The 20,310-nt window shown below is 64.1% G+C and carries 18 protein-coding genes and 1 pseudogene; 13 read left to right on the forward strand and 6 right to left on the reverse strand.

The annotated features are described in order from the left end of the window. Nucleotides 1–130 precede the first annotated feature (130 nt). The 5 genes from mpl to pyrF all read left to right on the forward strand — a co-directional run bounded on the left by mpl (nt 131) and on the right by pyrF (nt 6,099). Entirely contained in the window at nt 131–1,525 is a 1,395-nt protein-coding gene (gene mpl, locus KPG66_RS01405) for a UDP-N-acetylmuramate:L-alanyl-gamma-D-glutamyl-meso-diaminopimelate ligase (protein WP_336886339.1), read from the forward strand. Further along, entirely contained in the window at nt 1,522–2,136 is a 615-nt protein-coding gene (locus KPG66_RS01410) for a YqiA/YcfP family alpha/beta fold hydrolase (protein ID WP_237069797.1), read from the forward strand. The genes mpl and KPG66_RS01410 overlap by 4 nt, the downstream gene beginning before the upstream one ends. 75 nt (nt 2,137–2,211) lie before the next feature. After that, a complete protein-coding gene (locus KPG66_RS01415) occupies nt 2,212–4,320 on the forward strand; it encodes a ribonuclease catalytic domain-containing protein (RefSeq protein ID WP_237069798.1) in 2,109 nt (702 codons plus the stop codon). After that, a complete protein-coding gene (aroE, locus tag KPG66_RS01420; RefSeq protein WP_013434131.1) occupies nt 4,317–5,189 on the forward strand; it encodes a shikimate dehydrogenase in 873 nt (290 codons plus the stop codon). The genes KPG66_RS01415 and aroE overlap by 4 nt, the downstream gene beginning before the upstream one ends. Nucleotides 5,190–5,286: 97 nt before the next feature. Continuing rightward, nucleotides 5,287–6,099 carry an orotidine-5'-phosphate decarboxylase gene (gene pyrF / locus KPG66_RS01425; protein ID WP_041753010.1) on the forward strand — a complete coding sequence of 271 codons (813 nt, stop codon included), beginning with the start codon at nt 5,287–5,289 and terminating at the stop codon, nt 6,097–6,099. A gap of 36 nt (nt 6,100–6,135) precedes the next feature. Here the strand turns inward: pyrF and KPG66_RS01430 are convergent, their stop codons facing one another. From KPG66_RS01430 to thiL, 3 genes are all read right to left on the reverse strand, one after another. Continuing rightward, complete coding sequence (locus tag KPG66_RS01430; RefSeq protein ID WP_041754007.1) at nt 6,136–6,636, reverse strand: CinA family protein; 501 nt, start codon at nt 6,634–6,636, stop codon at nt 6,136–6,138. Nucleotides 6,637–6,708: 72 nt separating this feature from the next. Continuing rightward, nucleotides 6,709–7,281 (reverse strand): phosphatidylglycerophosphatase A family protein, encoded by a 573-nt coding sequence (locus KPG66_RS01435; protein ID WP_041753011.1) that lies wholly within the window; start codon nt 7,279–7,281, stop codon nt 6,709–6,711. Next, nucleotides 7,271–8,296, reverse strand: a complete 1,026-nt coding sequence (gene thiL, locus KPG66_RS01440; protein WP_041754008.1) for a thiamine-phosphate kinase — start codon at nt 8,294–8,296, stop codon at nt 7,271–7,273. Before thiL ends, KPG66_RS01435 begins: the two co-directional genes overlap by 11 nt. A gap of 165 nt (nt 8,297–8,461) precedes the next feature. Between thiL and KPG66_RS01445 the strand changes: the two genes are divergently transcribed. From KPG66_RS01445 to KPG66_RS01455, 3 genes are all read left to right on the forward strand, one after another. Continuing rightward, nucleotides 8,462–10,774, forward strand: coding sequence for an NADP-dependent malic enzyme (locus KPG66_RS01445; RefSeq protein ID WP_041753013.1), 2,313 nt, complete (start codon nt 8,462–8,464; stop codon nt 10,772–10,774). Nucleotides 10,775–11,095: 321 nt separating this feature from the next. Next, on the forward strand, nt 11,096–11,443 hold the full coding sequence (locus KPG66_RS01450) for a ribonuclease domain-containing protein (RefSeq protein ID WP_338911011.1): 348 nt from the start codon (nt 11,096–11,098) through the stop codon (nt 11,441–11,443). A gap of 48 nt (nt 11,444–11,491) precedes the next feature. Beyond that, a complete protein-coding gene (locus KPG66_RS01455) occupies nt 11,492–12,052 on the forward strand; it encodes a barstar family protein (RefSeq protein WP_013434141.1) in 561 nt (186 codons plus the stop codon). Between the two features lie 48 nt (nt 12,053–12,100). On the opposite strand, the gene KPG66_RS01460 is transcribed toward KPG66_RS01455, so the two are convergent. Both KPG66_RS01460 and speE read right to left on the reverse strand, forming a co-directional pair. After that, nucleotides 12,101–12,856: a 16S rRNA (uracil(1498)-N(3))-methyltransferase gene (locus KPG66_RS01460; RefSeq protein WP_041753015.1), complete on the reverse strand. Its 756-nt coding sequence runs from the start codon at nt 12,854–12,856 to the stop codon at nt 12,101–12,103. Between the two features lie 111 nt (nt 12,857–12,967). Then, entirely contained in the window at nt 12,968–13,867 is a 900-nt protein-coding gene (speE, locus tag KPG66_RS01465; protein ID WP_370645056.1) for a polyamine aminopropyltransferase, read from the reverse strand. Between the two features lie 279 nt (nt 13,868–14,146). Here speE and tkt point away from each other — a divergent pair, with 279 nt between their 5' ends. Together tkt and gap are read left to right on the forward strand one after the other, a co-directional pair. Further along, nucleotides 14,147–16,180 (forward strand): transketolase, encoded by a 2,034-nt coding sequence (gene tkt, locus KPG66_RS01470; RefSeq protein ID WP_013434145.1) that lies wholly within the window; start codon nt 14,147–14,149, stop codon nt 16,178–16,180. Between the two features lie 79 nt (nt 16,181–16,259). Next, a complete protein-coding gene (gene gap, locus KPG66_RS01475; RefSeq protein ID WP_237069799.1) occupies nt 16,260–17,270 on the forward strand; it encodes a type I glyceraldehyde-3-phosphate dehydrogenase in 1,011 nt (336 codons plus the stop codon). 510 nt (nt 17,271–17,780) lie between these two features. Here the strand turns inward: gap and fur are convergent. Then, on the reverse strand, nt 17,781–18,209 hold the full coding sequence (gene fur, locus KPG66_RS01480; protein ID WP_013434148.1) for a ferric iron uptake transcriptional regulator: 429 nt from the start codon (nt 18,207–18,209) through the stop codon (nt 17,781–17,783). Between the two features lie 114 nt (nt 18,210–18,323). On the opposite strand from fur, the gene bamE reads away from it, so the two are divergent. The 3 genes and pseudogenes from bamE to KPG66_RS01495 form a co-directional block, all read left to right on the forward strand. Next, entirely contained in the window at nt 18,324–19,178 is an 855-nt protein-coding gene (gene bamE, locus KPG66_RS01485) for an outer membrane protein assembly factor BamE (RefSeq protein ID WP_237069800.1), read from the forward strand. Further along, nucleotides 19,178–19,975, forward strand: coding sequence for a 4-hydroxy-tetrahydrodipicolinate reductase (dapB, locus tag KPG66_RS01490; protein ID WP_041753017.1), 798 nt, complete (start codon nt 19,178–19,180; stop codon nt 19,973–19,975). Before bamE ends, dapB begins: the two co-directional genes overlap by 1 nt. A 71-nt stretch (nt 19,976–20,046) precedes the next feature. After that, nucleotides 20,047–20,276 (forward strand): annotated as a pseudogene (locus KPG66_RS01495) (MotA/TolQ/ExbB proton channel family protein); the annotation flags it as partial. Between the last annotated feature and the right edge of the window lie 34 nt (nt 20,277–20,310).

Genomic DNA, 20,310 nt, shown 5'->3' on the forward strand with positions numbered 1-20,310 from the left:
GCCGCCGCGCGGGGCCCGGCTCGCGTGCAGCCCCTCGGTTACAATGTTGTACTTTACTCCACGCCAGTTCCGGGCGCAGTTCGACGATGCGGCGTGGGCCGCGCCCGCTCGGTGGACGGACTCCAACGCTATGCACATTCATATTCTCGGGATTTGCGGCACGTTCATGGGCGGCCTGGCCGTACTGGCGCGCGCTGCGGGTCACAAGGTCACGGGCTGCGACACCGGCGTGTACCCACCGATGAGCACCCAGTTGCAAAGCCAAGGCATCGAGTTGATTCAGGGCTATGGTGAAGAACAACTGGCGTTGCAGCCGGACCTGTTTATCGTCGGCAATGTCGTGATGCGCGGCAACCCGCTCATGGAGGCGATTCTGGATCGCGGCTTGCCCTACGTGTCAGGCCCGCAGTGGTTGGGGGAGCACGTGCTGGCCGGCAAATGGGTGCTAGCCGTCGCCGGCACACATGGCAAGACTAGTACGGCGTCGATGCTCGCGTGGTTGCTCGAGGACGCGGGAATGAACCCTGGTTTTTTAATCGGCGGCGTGCCGTTGAACTTTGGCCTCTCCGCCCGGCTGACCGATTCGAGCTTTTTCGTGATCGAGGCAGATGAGTACGACACCGCATTCTTCGACAAACGGTCTAAGTTTGTCCACTACCGGCCCCGCACGGCCATATTGAACAACCTCGAATTCGACCATGCCGATATCTTCGACAACCTGGCGGCGATTGAGACGCAGTTTCACCATCTGGTGCGCACCATTCCAAGGACGGGGCGGCTCGTCGTGAACGGCACCGATGACGCATTGCAGCGTGTGCTGGCCCGCGGCTGCTGGAGCGAGGTCGAGCGCTTCGGCGTCGAGGGCGGATGGCAGGTGCTGCCGGCAGATGAGGCAAGTCCGGCAGACGAGCGTTTCGCGGTGTATTGGCGTGCGCAACGGGTGGGGGTGGTCAACTGGTCGCTGCAAGGCGAGCACAACCGGATGAACGCGCTGGCTGCCATCGCGGCCGCGCACAACGTCGGCGTGCCGGCTGTGCAGGCGGCGACGTCGCTTGGCGGTTTTCGCAATGTAAAGCGTCGCATGGAGGTGCGTGGCAGCATCGATGGCGTTACCATCTACGATGACTTCGCGCACCATCCGAGCGCGATCGGCACGACCATCGCCGGCTTGCGCACCCGCATCGGCGATGCGCCGCACGCCCGAATCCTCGCGGTGCTCGAGCCGCGCTCGAACACAATGAAACTCGGCACGATGAAGGCGCAGCTTCCGGCAAGTCTGGCGGGCGCCGATCTGGTGTTCGGCTACGGTGCGCCTTCGGGTAAGGACGCGCTCGGCTGGGACCTCGGGGCGGCGCTTGCGCCGCTGGGCGACAAGGCGCACGCTTTCGACGACCTCGGCGCACTGGTGCGGGCCGTCGCCGCGGCTGCGCGTGCCGGCGATCATGTGCTCGTGATGAGCAACGGCAGTTTCGGCGGCGTGCACCAGAAGCTGTTTGACGCGCTGGCGAACCGGGGCGCGGCATGATTCTCTATCTGCACGGATTCCGCTCTTCGCCCCGCTCGTTCAAGGCACGCCTGCTGGCTGAGCGGCTGGTGCGGCTCGGTCGAGCCGGCGACTGGCTGTGCCCGCAATTGCCGGTGTCGCCGCGCGACACGATCGCGCTGGCTGAGCGACTCGTCCAACAGACTCAACAGGCGCGTGCAGCGGAGCGCGCCGCGCCGGTCACGCTGATCGGCAGCTCGCTGGGTGGTTTTTTTGCCACCTATCTGGCCGAAAAACATGGCTGGCCGGCGATGCTGCTCAACCCGGCGGTGATGCCGCAGCGCGACTTGTCCGCGTATCTCGGTGAGCAGCCGTTGTGGCACGGTGGCGGCTCGGTCGTTGTCGAGCCACATCACCTTGACGAGTTGCGTGCGCTGCAGGTCGCCGCGATCACGCGGCCCGAGCGGTATCATTTGATTGCCGCGACCGGCGACGAAGTCCTCGACTACCGGGAGATGCTTGCACATTACGCCGGTGTGCGCACCACGCTGATCAATGGCGGCGACCATGCGATCAGCGATTTTGCGACGTACGTGGACGAGGTGCTCGCGTTTTGCGGCATCGACACCGACCGCGGACCCGTCGCGGCGTAGGACTAGACCCCCGGGCGGCGCACGCGGCGCCGTCCCCGGCCGCCGCGCGCGGCCTTCACGTTTCGAGAGTACCGAGTGAACGTTTTTTTTGAGGAATCCGGTAGTTTTAAGGCTGGCACAGTATTGAATCGGCAAGGTGACGCGTTCCAGGTCGAGTTGCCGGGTGGGCGTCGTGCCAAGGTTCGCAGCAAGGACGTGCTGATCGAGTTCGACAGCCCGAGCGCCGCCGACCTGATTCAGCAGGCCGATGCGGCGGCGAAGGAAATCGACTTGGATTTCTTGTGGGAAATCTCTCCACCGGACGAGTTTCGCTTCACCGACCTAGCCAATGACTATTTCGGTGGCACGCCGGATCCCGTGCAAAAGAGCGCGCTGGTACTTTGCATGCACGGCTCGCCGGTCTACTTCCGACGTAAAGGACGGGGACAGTACCAGCGCGCGCCCGAAGAGCAGTTGAAAATGGCGCTCGCGGCGCTGGAGCGGCGGCGCCAACAGGCGATCGTGCAACAGCAGTACGAGGACGAGCTTAAAGCCGGCAGGCTGCCTGCCGCGTTCGACGGCAAGGTGCTCGGCTTGCTCACGCGTGCGGACAAAAATTCGATTGAATACAAGGCACTGGAAGCGGCTGCGCTCGCATTGGGTAAGTCGGCCGCGCAATTGATGCTGGACGTCGGCGGCATCCCGTCGGCCCGCGCGCTGCACGAAGCGCGGTTTCTGTCTGAGTATTTTCCACACGGTACCGGCTTTCCCACGTTGAACGCGGGTCCGTTGCCGGAGGACCTGGGTGAGGCGATCGGTGTGCAAGCGTTTTCCGTCGATGACGTGACCACCACCGAGATCGACGACGCCTTCTCGGTCCAGCGCCTGCCGCACGGGCGCGCAAGGATCGGTATTCACATCGCGGCGCCGGCGCTGGGCATCGAGCGCGGCGACGCGGTGGACGCGATCGCGCGTGCGCGCTTGTCAACCGTTTACATGCCGGGCGACAAGATCACGATGTTGCCGGACGATTTCGTTGGCACGTTCACGCTGAAGGAGGGCGGATTGCGGCCGGCGTTGTCGCTATACCTGATCATCGACACCGCCACGCAGGACATCGTGATGACTGAGACGGTGGCTGAGCGCGTGCATGTGGTCAGCAACCTGCGGCACAACGTGTTGGACGAGATCATCACCGAGCAGACGCTCGAGGCCGGCGCCGGAGACTACCCGCACAAGGACGAGATCGCGGTGCTGTGGCCCTTCGCCAAGGCGCTGTACGAGCGACGTCAGCAGGCGCGTATCGGCTACGGACTCAGGCGCGAGGTGCAGCGCAACATTGACTACAACTTCTACGTCGACGGCGAGCATGTCAGCATCACGCCGCGCCGTCGCGGTTCACCGTTGGACCTGATCGTGGCGGAACTGGCGATCCTGGCCAATAGCCGCTGGGGCGCGTTCCTGCATGAGCATGGCGTGCCGGGCATCTATCGCGCGCAGCGCGCGTTCGGCCCGAATCGCACGCGGATGCAGACCACGCCGGCGCCGCACGAAGGGCTTGGCGTGGCGCAGTATGCGTGGAGCACTTCGCCGCTGCGCCGGTATGTCGACTTGGTGAATCAGTGGCAGTTGCTGGCGTGTGTCCGGCATGGCGTTACCGCGAAGCTGGCCGCGCCGTTCAAGCCGAAGGACGCGGACCTGTACGCCATCGTGCAAAATTTTGACGAGACCTATACCGCGTATGCCGACCACCAGCAGCGTATGGAATATTTCTGGTGTCTGCGCTGGCTAAAGCAAGAAAAGCGCGACCGGGTGGTGGCCACGATCGTCAAGGACGACGTCGTGCGACTCGAAGAAGTCCCGCTGCTATTGCACGTGCCGGGGTTGGGCGTGCAAGCGCGCGGCACGCGTGTGCTGCTCGAGGTGATGGCGATCGACGAGCTGCGCGTGGAGGCGTCGTGTCGGCTCATCGAAGTGCTGGACGTGACGCGTGTGACGGGCGGCGACGAGACGAACGAGGACGCGGATAGGGCGCTGGACACGAACAGCGGAACGGACATGGAAGCCGCGACGGGTCATGACGTCCAGGTGCTAGGCGACGCGTCCGATGCCTCAGCGAAATCCGGCGATGCACAGCCGGATGCGGGCGCGGCCGTTCACGGCGATGTGACGCACCAGCGCAATGATGGTGAGGTGGCGCAATGAGCGCGCCGCCTGCGCCGGGCGGCCAGGGTCCGGACCGCTATGCGGTGATCGGCAACCCAGTCGCGCATAGCAAGTCACCGGCCATCCATGCAAGCTTTGCCCAGCAGACGGGCGAGCCGGTCGAATACGACCGGATTCTTGCGCCGGTGGACGGCTTTGCGCAGGCCGTGGACGCTTTCGTGTCGGCCGGTGGGTGCGGGCTAAACGTCACGGTGCCGTTCAAGCTGCAGGCTTATGCGCTGGCGACACGGCGTTCCGCGCGGGCGCAGGCGGCCGGGGCGGTTAATACGTTGCGCTTTGACCGCGTGGACGGCGGCCGCATCGAGATTGTCGGCGACAACACCGATGGCGTTGGACTTGTCACTGACGTCGAAGCGCAGCCGCGTGTCGCGCTCAACGGCGCGCGCGTGCTGCTGCTCGGCGCGGGCGGCGCGGCGCGCGGCGTGATCCTGCCATTGCTGGAGCGCCGGCCCCGCGCGCTGACAATCGTCAATCGGACTGCGGCGCGTGCAGCCGAGTTGACCGAGCGCTTTGCAGCGTCCGCCCGGGCGGCGGGCTGTGCATTGGAAGGCGGCGCGCCGGGCGTGGAGCACGGCGTCTATGATATCGTGATCAACGCGACCGCCGGCAGTCTGGATGGGGCCGTACCGGTATTCGCAGCGGCGTGCGTCGGCCCAGGTACGCTCGCGTACGACATGATGTATGCAGCCGGGCCCACGGTGTTCATGCAGCACGCCGCCCGCCTGAGCGCGCGCACGGTCGATGGCCTCGGGATGCTCGTGCGGCAGGCCGCGGAATCGTTCTTTGTCTGGCGTGGCGTGCGTCCCGACCCGGCTCCGGTGCTCGCGGCGCTGCGCGCGTCGCTGTAGGCGCGCGCGAGCATCGCGTGGCCAGGCCGTCCGTATAAGCAAGTAGAATACGGGTCCGCCCGCCGCGTCGTTCGCGGTGCTTCTTGCAGATCCGACCATGTCCTTCATTGCTACCCTGGAGCGCGCCTGGCAGCGCACGCAATCATTGCTGTGCGTCGGGCTCGACCCCGAGCCATCGCGTTTTCCGCCGCATCTGGCCGGGCGCGCCGATGCCATTTTCACGTTCTGCCGCGACATCGTCGATGCCACCGCGCCCTATGCGAGCGCATTCAAGCCGCAGATTGCCTATTTCGCCGCACACCGCGCGGAAGCGCAACTCGAGGCGTTGATCGCGCACATCCACGCTCGGCACCCGGGGCTGCCGGTAGTGCTGGACGCCAAGCGCGGCGATATCGGCAGCACCGCAGAGCAGTACGCGCGCGAAGCGTTCGAGCGATATCGCGCAGACGCGGTGACGGTCAACCCTTATCTGGGGTTCGACTCGATCGAGCCGTATCTTGCGTATCGGGACAAGGGCGTGATCGTGTTGTGCCGCACGTCGAATCAGGGCGGCTCGGACTTGCAATTCCTCGACATCGGAGGGCGGCCTCTGTACCAGCACGTGGCGGCGCTTGCCGCCGAGCAATGGAATACCAGCGGACAGCTCGGGCTGGTGGTGGGCGCGACGTTCCCGAAAGAAATTGATGCGGTGCGCCAGCTCGTTGGTACGATGCCGCTGCTGATTCCGGGAATCGGCGCGCAAGGCGGCGACATCGAGGCGACGGTCCATGCCGGCCGTACAGCTGACGGCACCGGCATGATGATCAACTCGTCGCGCGCGATTCTGTACGCGCGTAGCGGTGAGGACTTTGCAGCGGCCGCAGCCGAGGCTGCGCGCGCGACGCGCGACGCGATCAACGCTTATCGCTAACTGACCGACGGGACGCGCTCGCCGGCAACGGCTCGCTCAGTGTTCCTTTTCGTCCAGTAGCTTGAGTAACCCGCGCAACGCATGCGCAGCTGACTGCTTGCGAATCTGGCCGCGATCCCCGCGCAATAGCTGGACCTCGCTGATCGTATGCAATCGGTTTGTCCACGCAAACACGACGGTGCCCACCGGTTTGGCCTCGCTGCCGCCGTCCGGGCCGGCCAAGCCGGTGATTGACAGCGCGAGTTGCGCGCGGCTGTTGCGCAGTGCGCCTTCGGCCATCGCACGCGCCACAGGCTCGCTGACCGCGCCGTGGCGCTCAATCATGTCGGCCGGCACGCCAATCATCTCGGTCTTGGCCAGGTTCGAATAGGTCACGAAGCCCCGCTCGAACCAGCCGCTGCTGCCCGGAATGTCGGTGATCGCCGTCGCGACCATGCCGCCGGTGCATGATTCTGCGGTGACGAGCATCAGGCGCTCGTCGCGCAAGCGGTTGCCAACGCGAATCGCAAGTTGGTGGACTACCGTGTCAGTTGCCATCGAATTAAATTTGTTGTTGGCCAGCAAGAAGGAAACCACCTGTCATCATCGCGTGCGTGCTGTCGCGACACGTCAAAACGAGCGTACCAGCGCGATGACGAGCAGTGTGAAGAATGCCGCGACGATATCGTCGAACATGATGCCGAAGCCGCCTGACAACCGCCTGTCAAAATAGCGGATCGGCGGCGGCTTGACCATGTCAAAAAAGCGGAATGTCAGGAACGCGCCGAGTTGGCCGGCAAAGTTTGCCGGCGTGACGAACAGCAGCACCAGCCAGATCGCGATGATCTCGTCCCAAACCACCGCGCCCGGATCCGCCACGCCCATGCGTCGCGCCGTGAAGCCGGTGAAGCCGCATCCGGCAACAAAGCCGACCGCGATCAGCATCCACCATTGCACGACGCTTAGGTACGGATTCAGCGCGATGAACGACAGCCAACCGAACAGGGTCCCGACTGTGCCGGGCATCACCGGCGATAGGCCGCTGCCAAAGCCGAACGACAACACGTGCAGCGGATGGGACAACATGAAACGCGCGGTGGCGCGCGAGCGCGGCGCGGCGCGGCGGCCGGGCGGCGTGCCGCCCGGGGTCACCGTCGCGACATGCGGCCGGTGCGCATTGGAGTGGGATGGGTCATTCTGCATGGAAATGGTCAAAACTGCGCCAAGTTGTGCCGATCGGGGCGCCGGACGCATCGTACCAATGCACCGCGTGTGCGTTGACGGCGGTGGTGTCACCCGCGGGCGGATCGGCAAGGGCGTCTATTGTACCTATCCGCGTGAGTGGCACGCCGATGCGTGCGGCGAGCGCGAGCAGCGTGGCGCGTTGGCTGGGCGGCGCGGTGAAGCACAGCTCGTAGTCGTCGCCGCCCTCGATCGCGCAGCGGTGTTGGATCGACAGGGGCTGCGCGCGCAGGGCGGCTGAGCGCGGCAGCGCGTCGACATCCACGCGTGCGGCCACGTGGGAACGCTTGAGAAGGTGCGCTAAGTCCCCGGCCAACCCGTCGGACAGGTCGAGCGCGGCGTGCGCGACGCCCCGTAGCGCGATGCCGAGCGCGATACGGGGTTCGGGCATCTGCAGGGCATGACGTAACGCGGGCAGCTCGTTCGCGGCGAGCGGCCATTCACCGCGCAGCGCGCCCAGCGCCAGGCGTGCGTCACCCAGCACGCCGGATACCCAGATGTCATCGCCGGGCTGGGCGGCGTCGCGGCGCAGTGCCTGGCCACGGGGCACGTCGCCGAACACGGTGATGCAGATGTTCAGCGCTCCCGCGGTGGTGTCGCCGCCGACCAACTCGCAGCCGTGGCGATCGGCCAGCGCAAATAGCCCCTGCGCAAATGCCTCGAGCCAGTCCTGGCGCGCCACGCCCGCATCCGGCAGCGCCAGCGCCAGCGTGAACGCGCGTGGTTCGGCGCCCATTGCGGCCAAGTCCGACAGGTTGACCGCCAGAGCCTTGTGCCCCAATGTCGCCGGCGGGACGTCAGCGAAGAAGTGGCGCCCCTCGATCAGCATGTCGGTGGACACCGCCAATTCGTGCCCGGGCCGCCCGGCAAGCAACGCGCAATCGTCGCCGATCCCCAGCACGGCGTCGCGGCGTGATGGCCTGTGCCGGGCAAAATAACGATCAATGAGGTTGAATTCAGATAAGGATGTCGGCATGATGCGTGACGAAGCTTGCATGACAGGGGTGCGCGCCGCGCCGTGCGCGACGCCGCTGCACGGTGTCGCCATCGCGGCGACAGTCGGACAGCGCCGATCCAAGATCCGCCAATGACGCTACAATGCAGCTCGACTACGCATTCTAATCCGCACTGCCAGGCCATTATGTCCACACCGACCCACAGCAAGCTGCGCGAAGCCGCGCTCGATTATCACGAATTCCCGACCCCGGGGAAAATCGCCATCGCGCCCACCAAGCAGATGATCAATCAGCGCGATCTCGCGCTGGCCTATTCGCCGGGTGTGGCGGCGGCGTGCGAGGAAATCGTGGCTAATCCGCTCAACGCGGCGCGCTTCACCGCACGCAGCAATTTGGTAGGCGTGGTGTCGAACGGCACAGCCGTGCTGGGCCTGGGCGATATCGGCCCGCTTGCGGCCAAGCCGGTCATGGAAGGCAAGGCCGTGCTGTTCAAGAAGTTTGCCGGCATCGACGTGTTCGACATCGAACTGAACGAAAAGGATCCGCAAAAGCTGATTGAGGTGATCGCCGCGCTGGAGCCAACCTTCGGGGGGATTAACCTGGAGGACATCAAGGCGCCAGATTGCTTCACGGTCGAGCGTGAGTGTCGCAAGCGGATGAAGATTCCGGTATTCCACGACGACCAGCATGGCACCGCGATTGTGGTGGCCGCGGCGGTAACCAACGGGCTGAAGGTCGTCGGCAAGTCGCTCAGCGAGGTGAAGGTGGTGGCCTGCGGCGCGGGTGCCGCGGCGCTTGCGTGCCTGAACCTGCTGCTCGGCATGGGGCTGAAGCGCCAGAACGTATTTGTCACGGACCTGATCGGCGTCGTCTACGAGGGCCGCACGGAGCTGATGGATCCGGACAAGGCGCTGTTCGCACAGGTCACCGACGCGCGCACGCTGTCCGATGTGATCGGCGGCGCGGACGTGTTCCTCGGTTTGTCCGCCGGCGGCGTGCTCAAGCCGGACATGGTCAAGCAGATGGCGGCCCGGCCGCTGATCTTGGCGCTGGCCAACCCGACGCCCGAAATCCTGCCGGAGGTCGCGCTCCAGGTGCGTCCCGACGCGATCCTGGCCACTGGCCGCACCGATTATCCGAACCAGGTCAATAACGTCCTGTGTTTTCCGTTCATTTTTCGCGGTGCGCTCGATGCCGGCGCGACGACGATTACCAAGGAGATGGAAATCGCCGCGGTCAACGCGATCGCCGAATTGGCGCGCCAGGAGCAAAGCGACATCGTGGCGACGGCGTACGGGATCCAGGACTTGACGTTTGGCCCTGAGTATCTGATTCCGAAGCCGTTCGATCCGCGGCTGATCGTAAAAATCGCGCCGGCGGTCGCGCAGGCCGCCATGGATTGCGGCGTCGCAACGCGGCCGATCGAGGATATGGACGCCTACAGGCAGCATCTGCAGCAGTTCGTGTATCACAGCGGCACGACGATGAAGCCGATTTTCCAGATCGCGCGCAGCATCGATGCGGACAAGAAGCGCATCGTGTTCGCCGAGGGCGAGGAGGAGCGCATCCTGCGTGCGGTACAGATCGTGGTCGACGAACGGCTGGCCAAGCCGATTCTGATCGGACGACCGGCGGTGATCGAGCAGCGCATCGCGCGCTACGGGCTGCGCCTCGTGCCGGGACAGGATTTCACGATCGTCAATACCGACCACGACGAGCGCTACCGTGATTTCTGGCAGACGTACTTTAAGATGATGGCGCGCAAGGGCATCACACAGCAATTGGCGAAAGTCGAGATGCGGCGACGCACCACGCTGATCGGCTCGATGCTGGTGCTCAAGGGCGAAGCCGATGGGATGATCTGCGGCACGATTTCGACCACGCACCGGCATTTGCACTTTATCGATCAAGTCATCGGCAAGCGCGCCGGCTGCTCGGTCTACGCGGCGATGAACTGCCTGGTGTTGCCGGACCGCCAGATCTTCCTAGCCGACACGCACGTGAACGTCGACCCGACACCGGAGGAGTTGGCCGAAATCACGGTGATGGCCGCGGACGAGGTGCGTCGTTTCGGCATCGAACCGAAGATCGCACTGCTATCCCACTCCAATTTCGGTTCGAGCAACGCGCCGAGTGCCAAGAAGATGCGCGACACGCTCGCGTTGCTGCAGCAGCGTGCCCCGCAACTGCAGATCGACGGTGAAATGCATGGCGATGTCGCGCTTGACGCAAACCTGCGCAAGTTTGTGCTGCCGGAGGCGACGCTCGAGGGCGACGCGAACCTGCTGATCCTGCCCAACATTGATGCGGCCAATATTTCATACAATCTGCTCAAGACCGCGGCGGGCAACAACATCGCGATCGGGCCGATCCTGCTGGGCGCGGCAAAGCCCGTGCATGTGCTGACCGCGTCCGCGACTGTGCGACGCATCGTGAACATGACTGCGCTGCTGGTGGCCGATGTGGCCGCGGGTACCAAGGAATCGGGCGGGCGATGAGCCGCGCGGAGGCAGGCAACGGCTCTGCCACCGCGGCATGGCGTGTGCTGGATGAGGCGCACGCATCGAAACCGGATGCACAAAAAAGCGTGCCTCACGAATGAGGCACGCAAGCGAATTTTTGATGACTGCAGCGAGCATCCGAATCTGGATTGCTTCGTAGACACTTTGGTGATGATAGACTCCGAACCCGTGTGCCAGTCATGGAAACTAACCTTGCAATTGTCTAACACCATTGATTATTAAGGCCATTCGGGATAACCTTACGTTTTAATGGTCGTATACGCGTCCTCTTCGCGAAACGAGATACAGGATCGGCAAGTGGCTCCGTTACGCCGTGCTTGTGGTGACCGTGTCCGCCACCAGCGTGCCTGGCTTGGTTTCCACCGCGTGGGCGCGAACTTGCTGCCGTCGGACGCGTCCATTGGCGCCTCGCTCGGCGAGGTGTCGATTGCCGGGCTGCCCGGTGAAGTGCAGTTCACGTTCCAATCGATCCAGGCCGGCGGCCCGTTCCCTTATCCAAAGGATGGCGAGGTGTTCGGTCATGTCGAGCGCCACCTGCCGGTGCGACCCCGTGACTATTCTCACGAGTACACGGTGAAGACGCCGCGCGCGTCATCGCGCAGAACAAAGAATCGTCTGCGCAAGAGTGCCGCGTTATATCGGTGAATGCTATTACACCGGCGACCATGACGCGAGTTTCAAACGAATTGTGGGATGACTACGGTTATGAGCGACAACACTTATTCGCACGGCACCGGGGTCGCGCGCGATATTTTCGCGCTGAACGACAGCAGGTTGTTTCAGCGCGTGCTGCGCCAGCAGGACGCCGAACGTGAGCAGCGCCGTGCCGGCGCGCTGCTGTTCAATGAGGGAAATATGAGCCTTTTCAAGACGGTGCGCTCGAACATCGTGCAATCGATCCGTGCGTTCCGCGTGCCGGAGCTGGCCGATGAGGCAGCCCGGCTGGGCCACCATTTCCTGTATGCAAATTGCGCGGCGGCGCAGACGAAAGCGGAAGTGCTCGAGACGATCTCGACGTCGTTTTTTTTCCCGAAGCACTTCGGCAAGAATTACGATGCGCTGTACGACTGCCTGACCGACGTCGTGCACAAGGCGGGAGCACAACCTGGATTTGTGATCGTGCTCGAGGGCTTGCCCGCGACGCAGAAGTTCGACAAGGAAGCGCGGGAGACACTGCTCGATGTGTTCCGCGAGGCGGCCGAATTCTGGGCAGAGCGGAAGGTGAATTTCCGCGTGTTCTATTCGTTTGCTTGACCCAGTCCGGCTTGCCCGCGTGTGACGTGGGCGGCCCACGCCGGCTTCTCACCATCCGCCCCAGCGCGCCGCTAACGCGGCCAGCACCGCGATGCCGGCCGTCTCGGTGCGCAACACGCGTGGGCCCAGGCCGAGCGGCATGAAGCCGTGGGATATCGCGGCCGCCTCCTCAGTCGCTGATAACCCGCCTTCCGGTCCGATCATCACGATGACCGGCGCGGCAGGCGCGGTGTCGGGCAGTGCCGCGAACGGCCGCTCGGCGCGCGGTGACAGCAACAGACGCAATGCATTATCGCGGGGCAAGGCCACAGATGACTCGAGCCATGCCATGACGTCGGTGGGCGGCGCAACGTCGGGTAGCTGATTACGCCCGCATTGCTCGCATGCAGCTCGCACCAGCGCTTGCCAGTGCGCGTGGCGCCGAGCGGCGCGTTCGCCGGTCAGTCGCACGACGCTGCGCGCGGTCACCAGCGGTATCACGCTGGCCACGCCCAGTTCGATGGCTTTCTCCAGCAGCCAGTCCATTTTGTCGCCCCCGGCGATGCCTTGCGCTAGCACGACGCGATAAGGCGGCTCGACCTCCCGCGCGTCGAAGCGGCCGACTTGCACCGTCGCTGAACGCTTGTCTAACTGAAGTAATTCGGCGTCGAACTGGCCGCCTTCCCCGTTAAACAGGATCGCCTTGTCACCGGCCTGTAGCCGCAGCACGTGCATATGACGCACGACATCATCCGGCAGCGGCATGCTGTGGCCGCTGTGCAGCGGCATGGGGACAAAAAAGCGAGGTGGCGATAGCGTGGTCATTGTCGAGAGGGCGGGGTGTAACGGATGACGTGCGTGTGCGCACCGGCTGGATTGTGTCATAACCGCGGTGGCACACGCGAGCCGTCGCCGGTGGCGCGTCGCGGCGTGGCATCATTGCGGCGCCGTGCCGCGATCCGGTATCCGCTCGATGAAAAAAGTATCGTGACGGGACGGGTCATAGTATTCGAGCCTGGACAATCCCCATTGCGCCGCGCGCTCGACTGCCTGTTGCGCGGGCAGTTGTCCGACATCGAATGTGTCGCTGACCACGGCCATCTGCCACGGCGAGCCGTATAGCGGCACATACGTCTGCATCAGCGCGACATGGCCAAACGCGGCGCGCAGCGTGCCGAGCAGTGCCGCCACCTGGCCGGGCTGGAACAGCGGCGAGCCGAGGTGGATTGACAGCACCGCGTCGTCCACCATGCGTGTGCGCAGCAATGCGTAAAAACTGCGTGTGTAGAGCGTCGAGGCGGGCGAATCGGGCGGTGTCAAGTCGAACACGACCGCGTCAAAGCGCTCCTGCGTGTGCTGCACGAAGTGCAACGCGTCACCCGTGACGATCTGCACGCGCGGATCGTCGAGCGCGCCACGGTGCACGCGCTGCAGGTGGCGCCGCGCCATTGCCACGACCGCGGGATCAAGCTCCGCGATGACGATGTGCTCCAGTGCCTCGTACTTGAGCCACTGCCGAGCCGCACCGCCGTCGCCGCCGCCGAGAACCAGCACGCGCCGCGGAGGCTGCTTGCGCGCCAGCGCGCCGGGATGCACCATGCTTTCGTGATAGAGGTACTCGTCGCGCTCGGATGTCATTGGGCGTTGGTCGAGCACGAATAGCTTGCCGAGCAGTGGCGTATCCCAGACCTCAATATGCTGATACGCCGACTTGATCGTTTGCAGCCGTCGAGCGCCGGTGAACGTGTACGCATAATACGCACACGGGCGCAACGTCAGTGTGCTGCCGTGCGCGTCCGGGCGCTCGGTGTCGTGCGTAGCGTCGGCGGGCCCCACGGCGGGCGGCGTGTGGAATGATGGCGATTGCGGTTTCAATTGGCAGGGCTCCTCGAGGGTGGCATGGCGCCGCTGTGGCGCTGTGGCCAGGCAGTTGGCGATCCCCGCGCGCGTCTGTGGCGCGGCGCAACACGCCCAAGCAGCGGCAGACCTGTCTGTTAGAATAATGTGTTTTGCGACGCTTCGCGCGCGGGTGTGCCCGCATGCGATTCCCATTGCGCCGGCGCGGCCGCGACTCGCGACGCGCGTGGCCCTGCTTTTCCTGAGTCCGGACCCGACATGACGACCCCGCCCGATACCCAGACCACCATGATGGCCAACGCAATCCGTGCGTTGGCCATGGACGCCGTTCAGCAAGCCAATTCCGGTCATCCGGGGATGCCGATGGGCATGGCGGAAATCGCCGTGGCGCTGTGGCAACGTCATCTGCGGCACAATCCGGCCAATCCCCATTGGGCAGATCGGGATCGCTTCGTGCTGTCCAATGGCCATGGGTCGATGCTGCTGTACGCGCTGCTGCACCTGAGCGGCTATGACTTGCCAATGGACGAGTTGAAGCGTTTCCGCCAATTGCATTCGAGGACACCTGGCCATCCAGAGGTCGGGATCACACCAGGTGTCGAGACGACCACCGGACCGCTGGGCCAGGGATTGGCCAACGCGGTGGGCATGGCGCTAGCCGAAGCGCTGCTAGCGGCTGAATTTAACCAGCCTGACGCGAAGATCGTCGACCACTATACGTACGTGTTCGTCGGCGACGGTTGCCTGATGGAAGGTGTGTCGCACGAGGCCTGCTCGTTGGCGGGCACGCTGGGGTTGTCGAAGCTGATCGTGCTGTATGACGACAACGGCATTTCGATTGACGGGGATGTCGAGCACTGGTTCGCCGACGATACGCCGAAGCGTTTCGAGGCCTATGGCTGGAACGTGATCCGCGCGGTCGATGGCCACGATGTGGACGCCGTCGACGCGGCCATCCGCGTCGCGAAGCAGTCGGATAAGCCGACGCTGATCTGCTGCCGTACCGTCATTGGCAGGGGGGCGCCGAACAAGGCCGGCGGCCACGACGTGCACGGCGCGCCGCTGGGCGCGACGGAGATTGCCGCGACGCGCGCAGCGATCGGCTGGGGCGCCGAGCCTTTCGTAATCCCGCAGGACGTCTATGCGTTGTGGGATGCGAAGCAGACGGGCGCCCAGGCCGAGCGCGAGTGGCATGAGGCATTTGCCGCGTATCGCGCAAAGTATCCGCAGCAGGCGGCCGAGTTCGAGCGCCGCATCGCCGGCCGGCTGCCGGCGCATTGGGCCGATGCTGCGCAGCGGCTGATCGCTGCCGCCAACGAGCGCGCTGAGACGGTCGCGACCCGTAAGGCGTCGCAGCAGGCGATCGAGGCGCTGGCTGCGGCGTTGCCGGAGCTGCTGGGTGGCTCGGCCGACCTCACCGGCTCGAACTTGACCAACTGGAAGGCCAGCAAGCCGGTACGCGCGGGCCGTGAAAGCGGCGCGCCGATACTGCAATGGGGTAATCACGTCAACTACGGGGTACGCGAATTCGGCATGAGCGCGGCGCTCAACGGCGTGGCGCTGCATGGCGGCTACTTGCCGTTCGGCGGCACGTTCTTGACCTTCTCGGACTACAGCCGCAACGCATTGCGGATGGCCGCACTGATGAAGACCCGTTCGATCTTCGTGTTCACGCACGACTCGATTGGGCTGGGTGAGGACGGCCCGACACACCAATCAATCGAGCACGTGTCGAGCCTGCGCCTGATTCCGAACATGGACGTATGGCGCCCGGCCGACACGGTCGAGACCGCGGTGGCCTGGACTCAGGCGGTCGAGCGCCATGGGCCATCGTCGTTGATCTTCAGCCGGCAGAATCTGGCGTTCTGTGCGCGGACCGACGCGCAGATTGCGGCGATCGCCCGAGGCGGGTACGTGCTGCGCGACTGGAATGACGACATCCCGGCCCGCAAGGTGATCCTGATCGCGACGGGCTCCGAGGTCGAGCTCGCGCTGAACGCTGTTGAGCCGCTTGCGCGCGTGGGCATCGGCGCCCGTGTCGTATCGATGCCCTCGACCACGGTGTTCGATCGGCAGGATGCCGAGTGGCGCGAGCGCGTCCTGCCACGCGGCGTGGCGCGGGTGGCGATCGAGGCCGGCGTCACGGCGTTTTGGCACAAGTATGTGGGGATCGACGGCGGCGTGGTCGGGATCGACACGTTCGGCGAATCGGCGCCCGCCGGCGTGTTGTTCAAGCATTTTGGCTTCATGATCGACCACGTCGTCGACACTGTGAAGTCGGTATTGGGTTAAGCCGAGGGTGTGTGATGTGCTGACCGCGCGTCGCACACCTTCAGTCGGAGCGTTGCCATTTACCCATCAGGAGATAGACATGACGATTCGCGTCGCAATCAACGGTTATGGCCGTATTGGCCGCAATACGCTGCGGGCCCATTATGAGGGTGGCAAGAAGCACGACATCGAGATCGTGGCGATCAACGACCTCGGCAATGCCCAGACCAACGCGCATCTGACCCAGTATGACACCGCGCATGGCAAGTTCCCGGGCACCGTCTCGGTTGACGGCGATTACATGATCGTCAACGGCGATAAGATCCGCGTGCTCGCGAACCGCAACCCAGCCGAGCTGCCGTGGGACGATCTCGGTGTGGACGTCGTACTGGAGTGCACCGGTTTCTTCACGTCGAAGGAGAAGGCGAGCGCGCACTTGAAGGGTGGCGCGAAGAAGGTCGTGATCTCGGCGCCGGGCGGCAAGGATGTGGATGCGACGATCGTCTATGGCGTGAACCACCAGGTGCTGAAGGCGTCGGATACGGTCATCTCGAACGCCTCGTGCACGACGAACTGCCTTGCGCCGCTGGTCAAGCCGCTGCACGACAAAATCGGCGTCGAGAACGGCCTGATGACGACGATTCACGCGTACACGAACGACCAGGTGCTGACCGACGTGTACCATGAGGACCTGCGCCGCGCCCGTTCGGCCACGCACAGCATGATCCCGACCAAGACCGGCGCGGCAGCAGCCGTCGGCCTAGTGCTGCCGGAGCTGAACGGTAAGTTGGATGGCTACGCGGTGCGCGTGCCGACGATTAACGTGTCGATCGTTGACCTGTCGTTCATCGCGTCGCGCGACACGAGCGTGGACGAAGTAAATAAGATCTTGAAGGAAGCGTCGGAAGGCGCGCTCAAGGGCATTCTCGCCTACAGCGACGCGCCGCTGGTATCGGTTGACTTCAATCATAACCCGGCGTCCTCGACATTCGATGCGACGCTCACGAAAGTGTCGGGCCGTCTCGTGAAGGTGTCGAGTTGGTACGACAATGAGTGGGGCTTCTCGAACCGGATGCTCGATACGACGGTGGCGCTGGCCAACGCGAAGTAACGTGCACGCAGCATCTCGTATGCGGTAAGAAAGCTGCCCAGTTGGGCAAGCCACGCTGAAATCGAGGTCAGGCAAGCCGCTCTGGCATTGAGTTGATTTTTTCGGCCGAATTCAGAGGCGGCCCGAGGCAAAGAAGGGAACTGATTTGTAAGGTCAGTTCCCTTTTTTATGGAGTTGGAATCCCGTCGGATGTAGGCTGCCGGCTTTGATCCGAAGCTGTCACATAAGGAACCTCGCATGCTCCTTCCCGTGTGCTCCTTTCCGCATCTAAACCTTGCCGACCGAGACTCCACCCATATTTTTGAAGCAAGGTCTTTGCGGGTTTATCGGCTGCTTTAGCCGGGATGTCAGAGCCATTCGCTTTAGTCATTTTTTCTCCCGTTGCGGGCGTCCACGTGGCATTGGTGAAATTGTCACCCCCGAATGGGTTACCGGGAGTTCGGTGTCCGCTCCGGTGACCCGGCGGGCGGGGCCACAAGGCCTGTCCTCTATCCCGATCACAGCGTGTGTTTACGGCTTGCGGTGCGGGCAGTTTTCCTTCGTGCAGGAGCCGTACATCGCAAGCGCGTGCTCCTGTAGCTTGAAGCCCCGTTCTTGTGCAATCAACTGCTGGCGGTGCTCGATCTCGTGATCGTAGAATTCTTCAACCCGGCCGCAGTCCAGGCAGACCAGATGGTCATGGTGCGTACCCTCATTGAGTTCAAACACCGCTTTGCCCGACTCGAAGTTGCTGCGCGTGAGCAGGCCGGCCTGCTCGAACTGCGTCAGCACGCGATAAACAGTTGCCAGGCCAATATCTAGCTCCTCATTAAGCAAGTTGCGGTAGACGTCTTCCGCGGTCAAGTGGCGCACGGAACTGTGTTGAAAAATCTCCAGAATCTTTAGGCGCGGCAAGGTTGCCTTGAGCCCCATGTTCTTGAGGTCAGCGGGATTGGTCATCGCTAGGCATCCCTAGAGTACAATGCAAGGTTCTAATAGTAATGGGTTTTTGGGTATTCTGGTCGGCGCAGGCGCGTCCCGGGCCCAAATCGATCAAAGCGTCAGACGCGTTTTATGGGTGAAATGAGTTCAATGTTCTTCTCCGGAGCGCGCATGCGCGCCACGGTCTTTGCGGTAACGGCCCGCGTCGTCGTGCTGGCCGCCGTGGCTTCGCTCGGTGCATGCAAGACATACGACAGCCTGACGCAACGCATCGCGCGTTCGATCACTCCATACCGGATCACGGTCGTGCAGGGCAACTTCGTATCAGCTGAGGCTGCATCGAAGCTACGCGTCGGCATGTCTCGCGATGAAGTGCGTAGCGTGCTGGGCACACCGCTGCTCACCGACCTGTTCCATACCGATCGCTGGGACTATGTGTTCTATTTCAAGCGCGGCTCGACTTCTGTTGTCCAGCAGCGCGACCTGGTCGTGAATTTTGTCGGCGATCGCGTAGCAAGCTGGACAGGGGCCGACGATCTGCCGTCCGAGTACGAGCTGATCGCCGAAATCGATGGCGACCGCAAAGGTTTGAAGAAAGTGGAAGCCGAGGCCGCGGCGAGCGGCGTTAGCGATGTCAGCGCGTTGCCATCGTCGCATGCCGCCAATGAAGAAGCCGCGGCCGCGGCGAACCACGCGACTGCTCAGGTTACACCGCCGTCCAAGGGTGCGACGCCATCGGTGCGCGCAAACACGCCGGTAGCGAATGCGCAGCCGCCGAACACGGGGATGCCGGCACAGCCGCAATTGCAGTATCAGCGTGCCACGCAGCCACCACTGCCGCCTGGCGTCGCGCCGCAGCACATCGCGTTGCCGCCGACCGGCGTTGCACCGTCGCCGGACCCGTCAACTGGTCTGGCGCCGGCCAATGCCGCAAACCTGCAGAACCAGCCGGTGCTGGAGCCCAGCGACGCACAAGGGACGCAATGATGAAGATTGCTATCGCAGGGGCATCGGGCCGCATGGGGCAAATGCTGGTCGAAACGGTGCTGAATACGCCGGAAGTCACGTTGTCGGGCGCGCTGGACCGCGCGGGCGCTGCCGCGCTAGGGCAGGACGCCGGCGCGTTTGCCGGGCGGCAGACCGGTATCGCGATCACCGACGACGTGGAGCGCGTGCTCGCGCATGCAGACGTACTGATCGATTTCACGCGGCCGGAGGGTACGCTCGAGCACCTAAAGGCGGCGCGCCGGCACGGCACCCGCATGGTGATCGGCACGACGGGTTTTGCCGAGTCGCAAAAGGCCGAGTTGGCCGCTGCCGCGCAGACGCTTGGGATCGTGTTCGCACCGAACATGAGCGTGGGCGTGAACGTGACGTTGAAGCTGCTGCAAGTGGCCGCCGCGCATTTCGCCACCGGCTACGATATCGAGATCATCGAGGCGCATCACCGGCATAAGGTGGATGCGCCGTCCGGCACGGCATTGCAAATGGGTGAAGTGATCGCGACGGCGTTGGGTCGTGATTTGGCATCCTGTGCCGTGTATGGGCGCCATGGCGTGACCGGCGAGCGCGACCCGTCAACGATCGGGTTCTCGGCCATCCGCGGCGGCGACATCGTTGGCGACCACACGGTGATGTTCGCCGGCACCGGCGAGCGGATCGAGATTACGCATAAGTCGGCCAACCGGCTCGCGTATGCGCAGGGCGCCGTACGGGCCGCCCGTTTCCTGGCTGGCCGACCGGCGGGGCTGTACGATATGTGGGACGTGCTGGGCCTGCGCTAGCCGTCGTGCGCACGCGAGCGGCGCATCGACCGCAGCGCCGGTGCGTGCCGTGCAATGGGTGGCGCGTGCCACTGGACAATGTCGCCGGTCCGGGTCCGGTCGGCGAGGCGCTGATTATGACCGCGTTCGGCCTGGTGGTCGCGATTCCGGCAGCCATCGCGTAAACGTGCTCGGCCGCGTCATCCGGCTGCTTATAGAAGATCTGGACGGGTTCGCGCACGATCTGCATGCCTACGTCAGTGCACCGGCCGACGCCGACCGGCGCGCGCCGGCGCAGGCTCATGGCGGCGACGCGCACTGACGCAAGCAAGCGCGTGCCGCCCGCGAGCGCGCAG

This window comes from Mycetohabitans sp. B2 (assembly GCF_021733735.1).
GTDB lineage: Bacteria > Pseudomonadota > Gammaproteobacteria > Burkholderiales > Burkholderiaceae > Mycetohabitans > Mycetohabitans rhizoxinica.